Origin of the sequence: Streptomyces sp. CWNU-52B (assembly GCF_047444975.1) — a bacterium.
In the GTDB taxonomy this organism is placed as follows: Bacteria; Actinomycetota; Actinomycetes; order Streptomycetales; family Streptomycetaceae; genus Streptomyces.
On the sequence record NZ_JBLFJV010000019.1, the window covers coordinates 489,893 to 503,774 of the forward strand.

Annotated in this window: 13 protein-coding genes; 7 read left to right on the top strand and 6 right to left on the bottom strand. The window is 70.9% G+C overall.

Features of this window, described 5'->3' with window-relative positions:
• The first annotated feature begins 34 nt into the window (after positions 1-34).
• Together ACLVWQ_RS20020 and ACLVWQ_RS20025 are read left to right on the top strand one after the other, a co-directional pair.
• Positions 35-727 (top strand): alpha/beta hydrolase, encoded by a 693-nt coding sequence (locus ACLVWQ_RS20020; protein WP_414110275.1) that lies wholly within the window; start codon positions 35-37, stop codon positions 725-727.
• A 153-nt stretch (positions 728-880) separates the two neighbouring features.
• Positions 881-2,299, top strand: a complete 1,419-nt coding sequence (locus tag ACLVWQ_RS20025) for a hypothetical protein (RefSeq protein ID WP_414110277.1) — start codon at positions 881-883, stop codon at positions 2,297-2,299.
• A 77-nt stretch (positions 2,300-2,376) separates the two neighbouring features.
• Here the strand turns inward: ACLVWQ_RS20025 and ACLVWQ_RS20030 are convergent, their stop codons facing one another.
• The gene (locus ACLVWQ_RS20030; RefSeq protein WP_414110278.1) at positions 2,377-3,297 is read right to left on the bottom strand and encodes a DUF5829 family protein; all 921 of its coding nucleotides are present in this window, start codon (positions 3,295-3,297) and stop codon (positions 2,377-2,379) included.
• A 271-nt stretch (positions 3,298-3,568) separates the two neighbouring features.
• Between ACLVWQ_RS20030 and ACLVWQ_RS20035 the strand changes: the two genes are divergently transcribed.
• On the top strand, positions 3,569-5,635 hold the full coding sequence (locus ACLVWQ_RS20035; protein WP_414110279.1) for a restriction endonuclease: 2,067 nt from the start codon (positions 3,569-3,571) through the stop codon (positions 5,633-5,635).
• A 198-nt stretch (positions 5,636-5,833) separates the two neighbouring features.
• On the opposite strand, the gene ACLVWQ_RS20040 is transcribed toward ACLVWQ_RS20035, so the two are convergent.
• Entirely contained in the window at positions 5,834-6,421 is a 588-nt protein-coding gene (locus tag ACLVWQ_RS20040; RefSeq protein WP_414110280.1) for a TetR family transcriptional regulator, read from the bottom strand.
• Between the two features lie 152 nt (positions 6,422-6,573).
• Between ACLVWQ_RS20040 and ACLVWQ_RS20045 the strand changes: the two genes are divergently transcribed.
• Together ACLVWQ_RS20045 and msrA are read left to right on the top strand one after the other, a co-directional pair.
• Entirely contained in the window at positions 6,574-7,557 is a 984-nt protein-coding gene (locus ACLVWQ_RS20045; RefSeq protein WP_414110281.1) for an amidohydrolase family protein, read from the top strand.
• A gap of 159 nt (positions 7,558-7,716) precedes the next feature.
• Positions 7,717-8,229, top strand: coding sequence for a peptide-methionine (S)-S-oxide reductase MsrA (msrA, locus tag ACLVWQ_RS20050; RefSeq protein WP_414110282.1), 513 nt, complete (start codon positions 7,717-7,719; stop codon positions 8,227-8,229).
• 216 nt (positions 8,230-8,445) lie between these two features.
• On the opposite strand, the gene ACLVWQ_RS20055 is transcribed toward msrA, so the two are convergent.
• Positions 8,446-9,567, bottom strand: a complete 1,122-nt coding sequence (locus tag ACLVWQ_RS20055; protein WP_414110283.1) for a hypothetical protein — start codon at positions 9,565-9,567, stop codon at positions 8,446-8,448.
• Between the two features lie 143 nt (positions 9,568-9,710).
• On the opposite strand from ACLVWQ_RS20055, the gene ACLVWQ_RS20060 reads away from it, so the two are divergent.
• The gene (locus ACLVWQ_RS20060) at positions 9,711-10,865 is read left to right on the top strand and encodes a cystathionine gamma-synthase (RefSeq protein WP_414110284.1); all 1,155 of its coding nucleotides are present in this window, start codon (positions 9,711-9,713) and stop codon (positions 10,863-10,865) included.
• Positions 10,866-10,904: 39 nt separating this feature from the next.
• On the opposite strand, the gene ACLVWQ_RS20065 is transcribed toward ACLVWQ_RS20060, so the two are convergent.
• The 3 genes from ACLVWQ_RS20065 to ACLVWQ_RS20075 all read right to left on the bottom strand — a co-directional run bounded on the left by ACLVWQ_RS20065 (position 10,905) and on the right by ACLVWQ_RS20075 (position 12,428).
• Complete coding sequence (locus tag ACLVWQ_RS20065) at positions 10,905-11,156, bottom strand: hypothetical protein (RefSeq protein ID WP_414110286.1); 252 nt, start codon at positions 11,154-11,156, stop codon at positions 10,905-10,907.
• Positions 11,153-11,662 (bottom strand): sigma factor-like helix-turn-helix DNA-binding protein, encoded by a 510-nt coding sequence (locus ACLVWQ_RS20070; protein WP_414110287.1) that lies wholly within the window; start codon positions 11,660-11,662, stop codon positions 11,153-11,155. The genes ACLVWQ_RS20065 and ACLVWQ_RS20070 overlap by 4 nt, the downstream gene beginning before the upstream one ends.
• Positions 11,663-11,915: 253 nt before the next feature.
• Entirely contained in the window at positions 11,916-12,428 is a 513-nt protein-coding gene (locus ACLVWQ_RS20075) for a MarR family winged helix-turn-helix transcriptional regulator (protein WP_414110409.1), read from the bottom strand.
• A 163-nt stretch (positions 12,429-12,591) separates the two neighbouring features.
• On the opposite strand from ACLVWQ_RS20075, the gene ilvA reads away from it, so the two are divergent.
• Positions 12,592-13,821 carry a threonine ammonia-lyase gene (gene ilvA / locus ACLVWQ_RS20080; RefSeq protein WP_414110289.1) on the top strand — a complete coding sequence of 410 codons (1,230 nt, stop codon included), beginning with the start codon at positions 12,592-12,594 and terminating at the stop codon, positions 13,819-13,821.
• The last annotated feature ends 61 nt before the right edge of the window (positions 13,822-13,882 follow it).

The following is a 13,882-nucleotide window of genomic DNA, read 5'->3' on the forward strand; positions in this document are numbered from 1 at the left end:
GTGGCCGCAACGGGCCGCCGCCGAAGGAGGACTCATGACTGTGAGCTCGGAACCGCGGAACATCGTCCTCGTCCACGGAGCGTTCGTGGACGGGTCAGGCTGGCAGAAGGTCTACGACCTCCTGACCCGGGACGGGTACGACGTCAGCGTCGTCCAGAACCCGACCCTGTCGCTCGAAGGGGACGTGGCCGCGACGCGCATGGTCCTCGACGACCAGGACGGTCCGGTCGTCCTGGTGGGCCACTCCTACGGCGGTGCCGTGATCTCCGAGGCGGGCACCCACTCGAAGGTGGCGTCGCTGGTCTACCTCGCCGCGTTCGCGCCCGACAAGGGGGAGTCGGTCGGCACGCTCATCGCCGACCCGCCGCCGGGCGCCGCGGTCCCGCCCATCCTGCCGCCCAGGGACGGCCTCCTGCTCCTGGACCGCCAGAAGTTCGCGGCTGCCTTCGCCGCCGACCTGCCGGCCGAGCAGGCGGCGTTCATGGCCGACTCCCAGGTTCCCTGGGGGGTCGACGCGCTCAACGGCGCCGTGACGGAACCGGCCTGGCAGGTCAAGCCGAGCTGGTACCTCGTCGCGACCGAGGACCACATGATCCCGCCGCCGGCCCAGCGCACGATGTCGGAGCGGGCCGGCTCGAAGGTCATCGAGATCACCGCCAGCCACGCCGTCTACCTCTCACATCCGGCGGAGGTGACCACACTGATCAAACAGGCCGCCGCCCGCTGACTGCTGACCGCGGGTCCAGTGGGTCATGTGGGTCATGTGGGTCCACGCGCCGCGCTGCCGACCGGGCCGACTCCGGTCGGCAGTACCGTGCGACGTCGTAAGGACTAACACCCGCGGGCCCGCGACGGCCGTCGGCGAGAAAACGGGGGCACCATGTGCGGAAACTGCGGTCACCGGGAGACGGTCACGTCGATCGCGCGCAATGCGGCGGCACCTGCCGACGTCCTGATCAGGCTGTTGTGCGAAGAAGCCGACGCGGCATGGAGCACGGTCGCCTGGAGAGCCCTGCCGGACGAGGTGATCGACGCCGTCCTCGCGCACCCCGACCGCAGGCTGCGGACCGCGCTCGCCGAGAACGTCTCGATACCGGCGGAGCAACGCGCCAGGCTCGTGGACGACCCGGACCCGCGCGTCCGCCTCGCTCTGGCCATCGGGCCCGAGTGGTTCCGTACCCCCACGCCGCCACTGCCGCTGCCCGTCCAGCGGCGACTGCTCGCCGATCCGGAACCGACGGTCCGGCGAGGCGTGGCCTTCTGCCACGACACAGCTTCGGACCTGGTCGCCGGGCTCGCGGACCATTCGGACGCGGACCTCCGACGGGCCGCCTGTCGCCGGTGGGCCGCGCTGTCCGAGGACACCCGACGCGACCTGCTCCACGACGCCGATGACAAGGTCCGTCAGGCGGCCATGATGGAGGCCTGCCGGAATGACGCGGCCTGGACGGACCTCCTTCTCGGCCCTCGCGCCCCTCTTGACGTAGGAATCAGCATCAGCGGCTTCGACAGACACGAGGTGATCCGTCACGGTGCGATGAGCACGGCGACCGCCGAACAGCTCGCGGCGAGCACCGCGGAGGCGGACCGGCGGGAACTGGCGGCGAATCTCCACGTTCCCATCGGCATCGTCCGGGCGTTGGCGGACGACGCCGCGCGTAGCGTACGGCTTGCGGTATCGGTGCGCCCCGAGCTGACGGAGGCCGAACGCGCCGCCATCGACGTCACCATCAGCACGTCCGACCGGCTCCAGCCGGTCGACTGGGTGCGGCTCTGCACCGACCCCGATGTCCTGCGGCGGTGCGCCAGATCGGCCAACACGCTGCTACGGCGCAGCGCCGCCCACAGCCCCCACCTGCCGGCCGACGCCGTCGAGCTGCTCTCGAAGGACGACGACCACCCCGTACGCCTGTTGCTGTGCGAGAACCAGCCGACCGTGCGCGGTGAGGTGGTGCTGCGGACCTATCTGGACTGCAAGGTGATCACCAGGGGTGCTCTGCTGAGGCATCCGAACTTTCCACGGCAGGGCAGTGCGCGACGTTTCGCCGACGACCTGGATCCGGAGAGGCGGCGGCTGGCGGGGCTGGACCCCGAGGCGCCGGTCGACATCCTCGTCCGGCTGCTCGCCGATCCCCACGATCGGGTGAGTGCCACGGCTGCCGCGCACCCCGCGCTGCCGGTCGGCCTCATTCTCGAAAGCTGCGGGAAACCGGCGACCTGCTCCGCGGCTCTCGGCAACCCGAGCCTCCCCGTGGAAGCCATGCACCAGTACCTTGACGAGGCAGGCGTACCTCGCTGACGTGGCGGGACCTGGAAGGATCAGCCGGACGTGCGGGTGCGCCCCCTTGCGACGAAGGGGGCGCACCCGTCGGGCTGCTATCGGGTGCCGTTGGCGGGGAACGTCCAGACGGCGTGGCTGCCGGGGCCGACGGTGAGGGTCGAGTTGCCGATCTGTTCCACGTGCCGGTCCTTCACGGGCCGGTTGAGTGACAGGTCGACCCGCTGCAGTCCCGCCTGTGCGCGCGGCACGGGGTCGAACCGGAGCGTGGTGCCGCCGCGCTCCGCCACGACGCCACCGTCCGAGCCGGTCCGTACGGTGAACCCGCCGGCCCGCAGCAGCGGCACGGTGTCGGCGAGGTCGCTCTCGGTGACCTTGAGGTGGACGGAGGTCACGTCACGCATCAGGTGGGTGCGGTAGTCGTCGGACAGGTACCGTTCCCGGCCGACGTCACCGGGGGAACTCGCCGGTTCGGTGTTGCCGCGGGGGTCGGCGAAGTACTCCGGCCGGTACTCCATCGCCCAGGCCCCGAAGGCGTCGTACGTGGTGGCGGTGAGGACGGCGTCGAACCACGGCACGGGCACGCCGTCACCGAAGTCCCGCGTCTGGAGGAACTCGACGGGGTCGGCGACCCCCTCGTCCTTGAGCCGCTCGGTGACCGTCGCCAGGTCTCCCGCCCACTCGGTCGACAGGCCCAGACCGGCGGAGCCGAGGGTGCCGTCCTGACCGGCGATGTCACCGACGCCGAACAGTTCGAGGTAGGTTTCACGGCCCATCAGATAGCGGCCGGTCCAGGTCTGTCCGTCGGCTCCGGTCGTGGTGCGGACCTGGAAGTTGGCGAACTCCCGCAGGTAGTCGGAGTGTTCGATGGCGTCGGCGGTCTCCCGGTCGAGGACTCCGTAGGAATGGTTGTAGAACAGCAGCTGTCTCTCCTGCGACACCTGGCTCCCCGCGGCCTGCGCCGTCCCCAACCCACCCCCGATCGCACCGGCGAGGGCCATGGCGAACACGATGATCATCCGTAATGTCCGACGAATCAGCATGTGGGGGATCGTAGGACGGGGAGGGCGCTGTCGCCGTTCTTTTCGGACGTGGCTGAAATGCTTGACACCTGGCGTCCGTCGATGGCTGCCCGAACGGGGCGGGGTCCGTGGTGGTGACGGTGGCGGTGGCGGTGTGAACAGGTTGCCTTCGGCACCTGGATAGGCGGGGAGGTGATTGCTGGCTAGAGTTGTCCCGTTACAGCTGGTTGTGGGGACAACCAGAGCGCCTTGGGGAGGGCCGCACCACATGAGTCGTCGATCTGCCGGTTTTGTCGGCGTCTGGGCTGAAGTGCAACGCCAGCAGCAGCGTCAGCTGGAAGCCGAAGCCAGACAGCAGAGACAGCAAGTTCAGCAAGCACGTGCCTATCAACGGCGAGTCGCCCAGGGGCATCGTGAGTATCGGCAGGCGGAGGCACTGCGTCGCACCGAGGAACTCGACGCGCGGGTCGCCTCGTTGCAGGGCCTGCTCACTGCCGGATGCCAGGTTCCGGCCTTCAGGGTCTCGTCCCTGCTGCGATCCGAAGAGGTCGAGGCCTTCGCTCCGGGGGCGTTGGCGCGACCCGTACCCATGCCGGACTGGAACCAGTACCAGGCACAGGCGAACAGTGGGTGGACCGCCAGTCGCCGGGCGCAGTCACAGACCGAGGCGCGGACGCGTTTCGAGCAGGACTGGCACGCCGCCCAGACGGCCGAGGGGCAGCGGCAGCAGCAACTGGCGGCGTACCACAGGGAGTACCAGCGGTGGGCCGACGCCCAGCTGGCCGAGGTGCGCCGGCACAACGCCGGCATCCTTGAGGTGACCGAAGGCGTACGGCGCTGCGCACCCGAGTCGGTGGTCGAGTACTTCTCCGGTGCTCTTTACGCCTCGACCGCCTGGCCGGAGGGGTTTCCGCGCCAGGTGGCGGCCGCCTACGACCCGGCTGCCCGGCAACTGGTGCTGGACTGGGAGCTGCCCGCCTACGACGTCGTCCCCGAGACCAAGACCGTTCGGTATATGTCGGGAGTGGACCAGGACAGGGAGACCGCCCGTCCGCTGGGGCAGCGTCGGGCTCTGTACCGGGAGGTCCTCGCCCAGTGCATGCTGCTCGTCCTGCATGAGCTCTTCGCGGCGGATGAGCTGGGCGCGCTGGAGTCGGTGACCCTGAACGGGTTCGTGGACGGACACGACCCCACGACGGGCCGGCCGGGCCACATGTACCTGGCCACCGTCATGACGTCACGCTCGACCTTCCGCGACCTGCATCTGGCACAGGTGGACGCGGGCAGCTGCCTGGCCGACGCGCTGCGCGGCCAGCTCTCGCCCCGGCCCGATCAGCTGACGCAGGTACGGCCGAGTCGCCTGCCGCAGGATGTCGGGAACCGTGTCGTCGCGCACGGCAGCGATGACGAACCCGACCTCTACGACATGGATCCGGTCGTCTTCGAGAACCTCGTGGCCGACCTCTTTCGCGCCATGGGCATGCAGGCGGTCACCACGCAGCGCTCCAACGACGGAGGCGTGGACGTCGACGCACTGGACCCGGCGCCGATCCGGGGCGGAAAGATCGTCGTGCAGGTGAAGCGCTACCGCAATACGGTGCCGCCCACTGCCGTACGTGACCTGTACGGGACGGTGCAGGACGCCGGTGCCAACAAGGGCGTCCTGGTGACGACGTCGCGGTTCGGCCCCGGTTCCCACACCTTCGCCAACGGAAAGCCGCTCGAACTGATCGCGGGCAGTGAACTCGTGGACCTGCTGCACCGCCATGGCCTGCGTGGCCGCCTGGGAAGCGCCGGACGTTCTGCACCGGCGCAGCCGGCACCGCCCGAGCAGGGCGACCGGCTGCCCGACGACTACAACGTCCTGGGCATGTCGTGGACCGGAGGCGTCGCCCTGGACGTGTGCGCTCTCGTCTGCCGTGGCAACCGCGTCCTCAGCGACGAGCACTTCGTCTTCTTCAACAACCCCCGAACCGCGGACGGCTCCGTACGTGCCCTTCCCCCCACGGCACCCGACAAGGCCGCGATGTGTGTCTCTTTCGACGGGCTGCCGGACGAGGCCGACCGGTTCGTCCTCGTCGCGGCCGTCGACCCGGAGGTGAACCCCGACGCGGACCTCACTGGTTTCACGGATGCCTGCATCCGCCTGCGCGACCCGGGGCTGGCCGAACTGGGGCGACTCGACGTCTCCGACGGCCGTCCGCTGGAAACGGCCCTGGTACTCGGTTCCTTCCGGCGCAGGGCGAACGGCGACTGGGACTTCGTCCTGGGCGGCAAGGGCTACACGGGCGGCCTGGAGGAACTCGTCCAGGACTTCGGCATCGAGGTGGAGTAGCGCGACGGGGCGGTTGCGCAGAGCACAGCTCGGCGGCTTGGCGTCAGTGGCCCGTCGGGGCCTCCGGCAAGGGGCGAGGCCGTGCCGGTGCCACTCTTCCTGGTGGTGCGGTGTTCCTCGTGTGCTCACGCGTGGGCGGCGCGCGGACGTTCGGGATGGCCGGGTGGTCTGGGGCTGATCCGGGGTCGGCCGGCGCGCTCAGGCCGATTCGGTTGAGGGCGGGGGGCGATCTCCCTCGGTGGGGTCCACTCCCGTGGTGATCCACGGACGGGCGACGCGGGCGATGTCGGCGTCGGAGGCTTCGGCGAACGCGTCGAGCTTCAGGAAGTGACGGGCGACCGTGAGTCCGAGGATGCTGCTGACGATCAGTGCCGCCCGCAGCTCGGCGTCCTCGCCGCCCATGGCCCCGCTCAGGTTGGCGACCCGCTCGTTCAGGAACGCGGCCATGGCGGCCTCCGCCTCGGGTGCGGTGAGCATGGACCGCACGAGAGCCCTGGTCTCCGGCGGCAGGGCCCCGATCCGGACGTCCAGCACGTCGTGCAGATGGGCCTTGACCTCCGCCGGCGCGGACTCGCCCATCTCGATGGACGTGGCGAAGAGGGCCGCCTTCGACCCGTAGTGCTGCATGACCAGGGACGGGTCCACCTGCGCGCGCTGGGCGATGCGCCGGATGGTCGTCGCCTCCAGGCCGCGCTCTCCGAACTCCGCACGCGCCGCCTCCAGGATGCGCTGTGCGGTCGCGGCTCGCTTCTGGGCCCTGCTCCTCGGCTCGCTCACGTCGCTCACGCCACTCACTCTACCGTTGTTGAGCGAACGGCGGCCGAAGCGTGTAGCTTTCACTCAACAGGTGATGAGTGAACTCGTGGCCGAGTGGTCCGCCGGCGGTCATGGCCGCTCTGATCCAAGAAATCGAGACTCGACTTCCGGGAACGTGCAACGTGAAGATCATCGCGATCGAAGAGCACTGGAACAGCGTCACCATCCGCGACGCGCTCGACCGCCTCCCCGACGGAGCGCGGGACGAGAGCGTCGCCTTCAACACCATGGGCGACAACCGGGCCCGGCTCGAGGACATCGGCCAGGGCCGTATCGAGACGATGGACGCCGCGGGGATCGACCTCTCGATCCTCTCCGTCGTCACGCCCGCCACACAGGCACTGCCCGCCCCGGAGGCCGTCGCGCTGGCCCGGGAGGCGAACGACGAGGTCACGGACGCCGTGCGGGCGCATCCGGACCGCTTCCGCGCGTTCGCCACCCTGCCGACCGGCGACCCGCAGGCCGCCGCCGCGGAACTCGAACGGTGCGCCACCGAGCTGGGGCACGTCGGCGCGATGGTCCACGGACGGACCGGCTCCCGCACGCTGGACGACCCCGCCTACGACGACCTGTTCGCCACCGCGGCCCGGCTGCACCAGCCCGTCTTCATCCACCCGCAGATCCCCTCGAACGAGCTGCGCGACGCCGCCTACCGGGGGCTGGACCCGCTGACCGACCTCGCGCTGGCGAGCTTCGGCTGGGGCTGGCACATGGACGCCGGACTGTCCGCGCTGCGGCTGATCCTGCGCGGCGTCTTCGACCGGCACCCCGACCTCCAGCTCGTCCTCGGCCACTGGGGCGAGATGCTGCTGTTCTGGACCGACCGCGTCGACAGCCTCTCCAACGTCGCCAAGCACCTCGAACGCCGGGTCTCGGACTACATCAGGACCAACATCCACATCACCGGCAGCGGCATGCTCCAGGAACGGCTGCTGCGCCACACGCTGGACTTCACCGGTGCCGACCGGGTGCTGTTCTCCACGGACTACCCCTTCCACCGGCCCGACGCGGCGGCCGTCCAGCAGTTCTTCGCCGCCGTCCCCGACCCCTCGGACCGGGTCAGGATCGCCTCCGGGAACGCGGAAAAGCTGTTCCGGCTGGGCTGAACCTCCGGCCGCGCGTCCGGCCCCGGGTCCGACCTCGCATCCGGTCCCGCATCCGGAATCGCCTGGAGCCCTCGCGCGTTGAGGGGGGTGGGTACGGGTGCCGGTGTGCACGCCGGCCGGTAACCCGAGTGATGAGCTGACGAACATGGGAGGGCCGCAATGGCTGGGCAGACGCAGAGGGCCGTACTGGCGGGCGGATGCTTCTGGGGGATGGAGGAGCTGATCCGCCGGCTTCCCGGCGTGACGGCCACCCGGGTCGGATACACCGGGGGTGACGTGCCGAACGCGACGTACCGCAACCATGGCACGCACGCGGAGGCCATCGAGATCCTCTTCGACTCCGAGAAGACCGATTACCGCGCGATCCTGGAGCTCTTCTTCCAGATCCACGACCCGAGCACCAAGAACCGCCAGGGCAACGACATCGGGCTGAGCTACCGCTCGGCGATCTACTACGTGGACGACGAGCAGAAGCGGATCGCCGAGGACACGATCGCGGACGTCGACGCGTCGGGGCTGTGGCCGGGTGAGGTCGTGACCGAGGTGGAGCCGGTCGGCCCGTTCTGGGAGGCCGAGCCCGAGCACCAGGACTATCTGCAGCGGTATCCGGACGGATACACCTGCCACTTCCCGCGGGCGGGGTGGCGGCTGCCGGCTCGGGCGGAGGGCTGACCCCGCGGGTCGTGTGTGGCTGGTCGCGCAGTTCCCCGCGCCCCTGGATGCGCGGGGCTGCGGCCCTGCGCAAGCCTCTGGCGGGTCGGGAGGCTGCGGGTCGTGTGTGGCTGGTCGCGCAGTTCCCCGCGCCCCTGGATGCGCAGGGGCTGCGCCCCTGCGCATCGCCTCCCGGCTCGCGCCGTTCCCCGCGCCCCTGAAGGCGCGGGGCGTGGTTCAGTGCGGGAGCGTTGCCGGGCTGCCGCCGTTCGCCTCGTAGCCTGCTACCGCCAGCGCTCGGTACACCGCGTAGTCCGCGGCCGGGTCGCGGGTCAGGGTCCAGGGGAGGGCGCCGACGTGGCCGTCGACGTGCACCAGCTGGCCCATCGCCTCCGACCAGCGCTCGCCGCGGACCAGGAAGAACACCAGCAGATGGCGGACGTGCGCGAGCATCGGGTCGTCGGAGCGCGCCGAGTGGACCGCGTAGAGCGCGCCGTGCACCGCCTTGGTCACGACCTCGCTCTGGTAGAAGCCGCTGACGAGATTCACCTCGGGCAGATGCTCGAAGACCGCGAAGAGCGGCATGGCGGCCAGCAGGGAGCCCTGGGGGGCGCGCGCCGCGGCCGCCTCCGCGAACGAGTACGCCGTCTCCCGCGAGCCGTGCCACTTCTCGCACCAGTAGTGCAGCGCCGCCAGATGCGCCCCCATGTGCGCGGGCGCCCGGTCCAGGATCTTCAGCCAGAGCTTCTCGAACTCCGGCTGGGAGTACGCCAGCCCACGCGCCACCGACAGCTCGACGATGTACGGGATCGGGTCACCCGGAGCCAGCAGCGCCGCGTCACCGCAGGCGGACCGCGCCTCCTCCATGATGATCCGGAACTCGTCCGTGCCCGGTGACGACGTGCGCCACGCCTGCTGCACCAGGAACTCCGCGTGCACGGCGGCGCCGCCCGCGTCCTTGGGGTTCTCGGCCCGCCACACCCGCAGCCACTGCCCGCCGGGGCTGTCGCTCACGCCGCCGGGCCGCTGCTGCAGTTCGAGCGAGGCCGCGCCCGCGAAGGCCTGGACGCGCTGCCAGCGCCGCTCGCCCTCCGTCTCCGTACCGGACAGGAGCTGGGACGCCGCGCGGTGGTCCTGGGTGCGCTGCACCAGGTCGAGGACCTCCAGCAGGTCCTCGTCGGGGCCGGGCATGCGGATGTCCAGCTCCTCCTGACGCAGAAAACCGTAGTTCGCCGGGTCGGCGGCGTCCGGGTCGCCGGGGGCGACCTGCTGGATACCGCCGGCACGCCTGCGCATCATGATCGGTCCGAGGGCGAACCCGATCATGAGCAGCGCCATCAGGACCCAGAGAATCTCCATGCCACAAGCGAACCAGACGGGCCCGACAATTGGCGAACCAGGTCGGTCTCTCCTGTGGAAAACCTCGCCCGTCAGCAGTCCGCCGGCCGTCCGTACCCTCATTGGCCGTCACCGACCCCGCGAGCGCACTACCCTCGGTGCTCATGAACGACAGGCACATCAGCCAGCATTTCGAAACCGTCGCGATCCACGCGGGCAACACCGCCGATCCCCTCACGGGAGCGGTCGTCCCGCCGATCTACCAGGTCTCGACCTTCAAACAGGACGGCGTCGGCGGTCTGCGCGGCGGCTACGAGTACAGCCGCAGCGCCAACCCGACCCGGACCGCCCTGGAGGAGAACCTCGCGGCCCTGGAGGGCGGCCGTCGCGGGCTCGCGTTCGCGTCCGGACTGGCGGCCGAGGACTGCCTGTTGCGTACGCTGCTCAGCCCCGGCGACCACGTGGTCATCCCCAATGACGCGTACGGCGGTACGTTCCGTCTGTTCGCGAAGGTCGTCTCCCGGTGGGGCGTGGAGTGGTCGGTCGCCGACACCAGCGACCCCGCGGCCGTACGGGCCGCCATCACCCCGAAGACCAAGGCCGTGTGGGTGGAGACGCCCTCCAACCCGCTCCTCGGCATCACCGACATCGCCGCGCTCTCGCACGTCGCGCGCGAGGCCGGCGCCAAGCTGGTCGTCGACAACACCTTCGCCAGCCCCTACCTCCAGCAGCCGCTCGCGCTCGGCGCGGACGTCGTCGTGCACTCGCTGACCAAGTACATGGGCGGCCACTCCGACGTCGTCGGCGGCGCCCTCGTGGTCGCCGACCAGGAGCTCGGCGAGGAGCTGGCCTACCACCAGAACGCGATGGGCGCGGTGGCCGGTCCCATGGACTCCTGGCTGGTGCTGCGCGGCATCAAGACGCTCGCCGTCCGCATGGACCGGCACAGCGAGAACGCCACCAAGGTCGCCGAGATGCTCACCCGGCACGCGCGCGTGACGCGCGTCCTGTACCCGGGCCTGCCCGAGCACCCCGGTCACGAGACCGCCGCCAAGCAGATGAGGGCGTTCGGCGGCATGGTCTCCTTCCAGGTCGAGGGCGGCGAGGAAGCGGCCGTCGAGGTCTGCAACCGCGCCAAGGTGTTCACCCTGGGCGAGTCCCTGGGCGGCGTCGAGTCCCTGATCGAGCACCCGGGACGCATGACGCACGCCTCCGTGGCCGGGTCCCTCCTGGAGGTCCCCGCCGATCTCGTACGCCTCTCCGTGGGCATCGAGAACGTCGACGACCTCCTGGAGGACCTCAAGCAGGCCCTGGGATAAGAGGCTCACGCGGGCCCCGGCCCGCGTCGGCGCCCGGTCTCACCAGCCCGTCAGCGGTGGAGTCGTCTCCGACGGCGGCTCCACCCACGGCTGTGCGGTCGACAGCCACACCACGAAGGCCACGGCCGCCGCGAGCAGCACCAGCCACATCAGCCGCCGGGCGGCCCTGCGACGGCGCAGCATCCGCCCGCCCCTGCGCACCGCCTCCGCGTACAGCTCCGGCGGTACGGGCGGCTGCGGCTGCTCCAGAATGCGCCGGACATCGGCCTCCCGGCGGCTGACGGGGCTCATGAAGGCACCACCTTCGCGACCGGCGGGGCGGCGTCCCGCGGCGGATGCAGCAGCGTGGCCATGGCACGCGCACAGATGGCCCGTACCCGCTCCGTGGGCAGTCCCAGCAGCGCCGCGGCCTGTTCCTCGGCGACACCCTCGTACATGCGCAGTACGAGGATCAGCCGTTCCTGGGGAGTGAGGCAGCGCAGGACGCTGTCGGGGTGCGGGCGGTTCCGGGGGCGCGCCCAGCCGAACGCGCCGTACTGATGCCACGCCGCGCGCGCGAAGCGCACCGCCAACTGCTGCCGGGTCCTGTTGTACGGGTCCTCGCCGTGCAGCCGGTCCCAGGTGGCGTACGTGTGGGCCAGGGCCGCGGTGAGCAGGCGCCGCGCGCGCGGGTTGTCGTTCGGGGGCTCCGCGGTGAGCAGTGTGGCGGCATGCAGCAGTCGCCCTGCCGCGCCCGCGACGAACGCCTCGAACTCCCGGGCACGGCGGGCGTTCCGGGACGCCTGCCGCTCTCGCACCGCGCCTCCCGCCGATGGGAAACCGGGCCCCGTCGACGTACGCGCGGCACCGTCGCGTACATCAGGACCCGGTCTCATATGAGGCCAGGCGCGGGCCCCGGTCAAGAGGGCGAGAGGAGTCCGCGGGGAGCCCGCGGGGGAGACCGCACGGTGAGCGTCCCGAGCGGCGCCCTCGGTCATGGAGCGGCCGACCGATGGGTGCCGATGGATGCCGGTGGGTGGCGGTAGCGGCGGCGGGCGCCGGGACGGCCGGTCAGGACGGTGTCGGGGCCTCCGCGGCCGGGTCCCCGGACGGCGACGCGGACATCCGGGTGGAGAGCGCGACATTGAAGCGGGTGAGCAGCGCGCAGAAGGCCTCGCGCTCCTCGGGCGACCACTCCTGTGTGAGATCGGCCATCAACTGGCGCCTGGAGGACCGTACTTCGTCCAGCCGGGACAGCCCGCGCGGCGACAGCTGGAGCACCACGGCCCGCCCGTCCTCCGGGTGGGAGGTGCGCTTGACGAGTCCGGTGTCGACCAGCGGGGCCACCTGCCGGGTGACCGTCGACGAGTCGATGCCCATGCTCGCGGCGAGTGCCTTGACGCCCATGGGCCCCTCCTTGTCGAGGCGGTTGAGCAGCAGGTACGCGGCGCGGTCCATCGAGTTGCGCACCTGGCCGACCCCGCCGAGCCGGGTCTGTTCGGCACGGCGTGCGAACACCGCGACCTCGTGCTGCAGGGTTTCGAGAAGACCGGTGTCACCGACGGTCGTCATGTCCATCGACATTCCAGGTGTTGTGGGCATGGCCGGGGGCTCTATTCATGCGTGGGGCTGGGTTGGGGGACAGAGTACGCGGACGGGGGGCGGGCCGTACGGGCGCTGGACAAACCCGGTCTCGGACGGTGGTCACGACCGATGGGGCTCGGTGTGAACTGCGAGACTGGTGGTCATGAGCTATTCGACGGCTGACTCCTCGCCGCTGGTGACCCTCGACGATGTGCGGGGCGCCCAGAAGATGCTCTCGGGCGTGGCACGGGTGACCGCCATGGAGGGCAGCAGGCATCTGTCCGGCCTGGTGGGGGCGCCCGTCCACCTCAAGTGCGAGAACCTCCAGCGCACGGGTTCGTTCAAACTGCGCGGCGCGTACGTGCGGATCGCCGGGCTCCTCCCCGAGGAGCGGGCCGCCGGCGTCGTCGCGGCCAGCGCCGGAAACCACGCGCAGGGCGTCGCACTGGCCTCCTCCCTGCTCGGGGTGCGCTCCACGGTGTTCATGCCGTCGGGCGCCCCGCTGCCGAAGGTCGCGGCGACCATGCACTACGGCGCCGAGGTGCGTACGTACGGCACGGTGGTGGACGAGACGCTGGCCGCCGCGCAGGAGTACGCGGCCGAGACGGGCGCCGTCCTCATCCACCCCTTCGACCACCCCGACATCATCGCGGGGCAGGGCACGGTCGGCCTGGAGATCCTGGAGCAGTGCCCCGAGGTGCGCACGATCGTCGTGGGGATCGGCGGCGGCGGGCTCGCCGCGGGCGTCGCGGTCGCGGTGAAGGCGCTGCGGCCCGACGTGCGGATCGTGGGGGTGCAGGCGGCGGGCGCCGCCGCGTACCCGCCCTCGCTGGCGGCCGGGCGCCCGCTGTCGGTGGAGAACCCGGCGACGATGGCCGACGGGATCAAGGTCGGACGGCCCGGGGACGTGCCGTTCCGGATCATCCGCGACCTGGTGGACGAGGTCCGTACGGTCTCCGAGGACGCGCTCTCCAGCGCGCTGCTGCTCTGCCTGGAGCGGGCCAAGCTGGTCGTCGAGCCGGCCGGGGCGAGCCCGGTCGCGGCGATCATGAGTGAGCCGGACGCCTTCGATGGCCCGGTCGTCGCGCTGCTCTCCGGCGGGAACGTGGACCCGCTGCTGATGCAGCGCATCCTGCGCCACGGCATGGCCGCGAACGGCCGCTACCTCGCGGTCACGCTGCGGCTGACGGACCGGCCCGGCGCCCTGGCCACGCTGCTCGGGGTGCTGTCGGCGGCGGACGCCAACGTCCTCGACGTCAGCCACGTACGGACCGATCCGCGGCTCGGGCTCACCGAGGTGGAGGTCGAGCTGCACCTGGAGACCAAGGGGCCCAGGCACTGCGCCGAGGTGAACGCGTCGCTGCGGCGGGCCGGCTACACCGTCATCGACTGACCCGGGGAGCGCGAAACACGCGCGGAAAACTGCTTGAGGAAACGCGATACATCGCGTTATG

Coding starts and splice junctions, on each gene's coding strand:
- ACLVWQ_RS20065 (WP_414110286.1), bottom strand. CDS start 11,156: ATGAGCCCCGTCAGCCGCCGGGAGGCCGATGTCCGGCGCATTCTGGAG.
- ACLVWQ_RS20055 (WP_414110283.1), bottom strand. CDS start 9,567: ATGGAGATTCTCTGGGTCCTGATGGCGCTGCTCATGATCGGGTTCGCC.
- ACLVWQ_RS20060 (WP_414110284.1), top strand. CDS start 9,711: ATGAACGACAGGCACATCAGCCAGCATTTCGAAACCGTCGCGATCCAC.
- ilvA (WP_414110289.1), top strand. CDS start 12,592: ATGAGCTATTCGACGGCTGACTCCTCGCCGCTGGTGACCCTCGACGAT.
- ACLVWQ_RS20075 (WP_414110409.1), bottom strand. CDS start 12,428: ATGTCGATGGACATGACGACCGTCGGTGACACCGGTCTTCTCGAAACC.
- ACLVWQ_RS20020 (WP_414110275.1), top strand. CDS start 35: ATGACTGTGAGCTCGGAACCGCGGAACATCGTCCTCGTCCACGGAGCG.
- ACLVWQ_RS20025 (WP_414110277.1), top strand. CDS start 881: ATGTGCGGAAACTGCGGTCACCGGGAGACGGTCACGTCGATCGCGCGC.
- ACLVWQ_RS20030 (WP_414110278.1), bottom strand. CDS start 3,297: ATGATCATCGTGTTCGCCATGGCCCTCGCCGGTGCGATCGGGGGTGGG.
- ACLVWQ_RS20035 (WP_414110279.1), top strand. CDS start 3,569: ATGAGTCGTCGATCTGCCGGTTTTGTCGGCGTCTGGGCTGAAGTGCAA.
- msrA (WP_414110282.1), top strand. CDS start 7,717: ATGGCTGGGCAGACGCAGAGGGCCGTACTGGCGGGCGGATGCTTCTGG.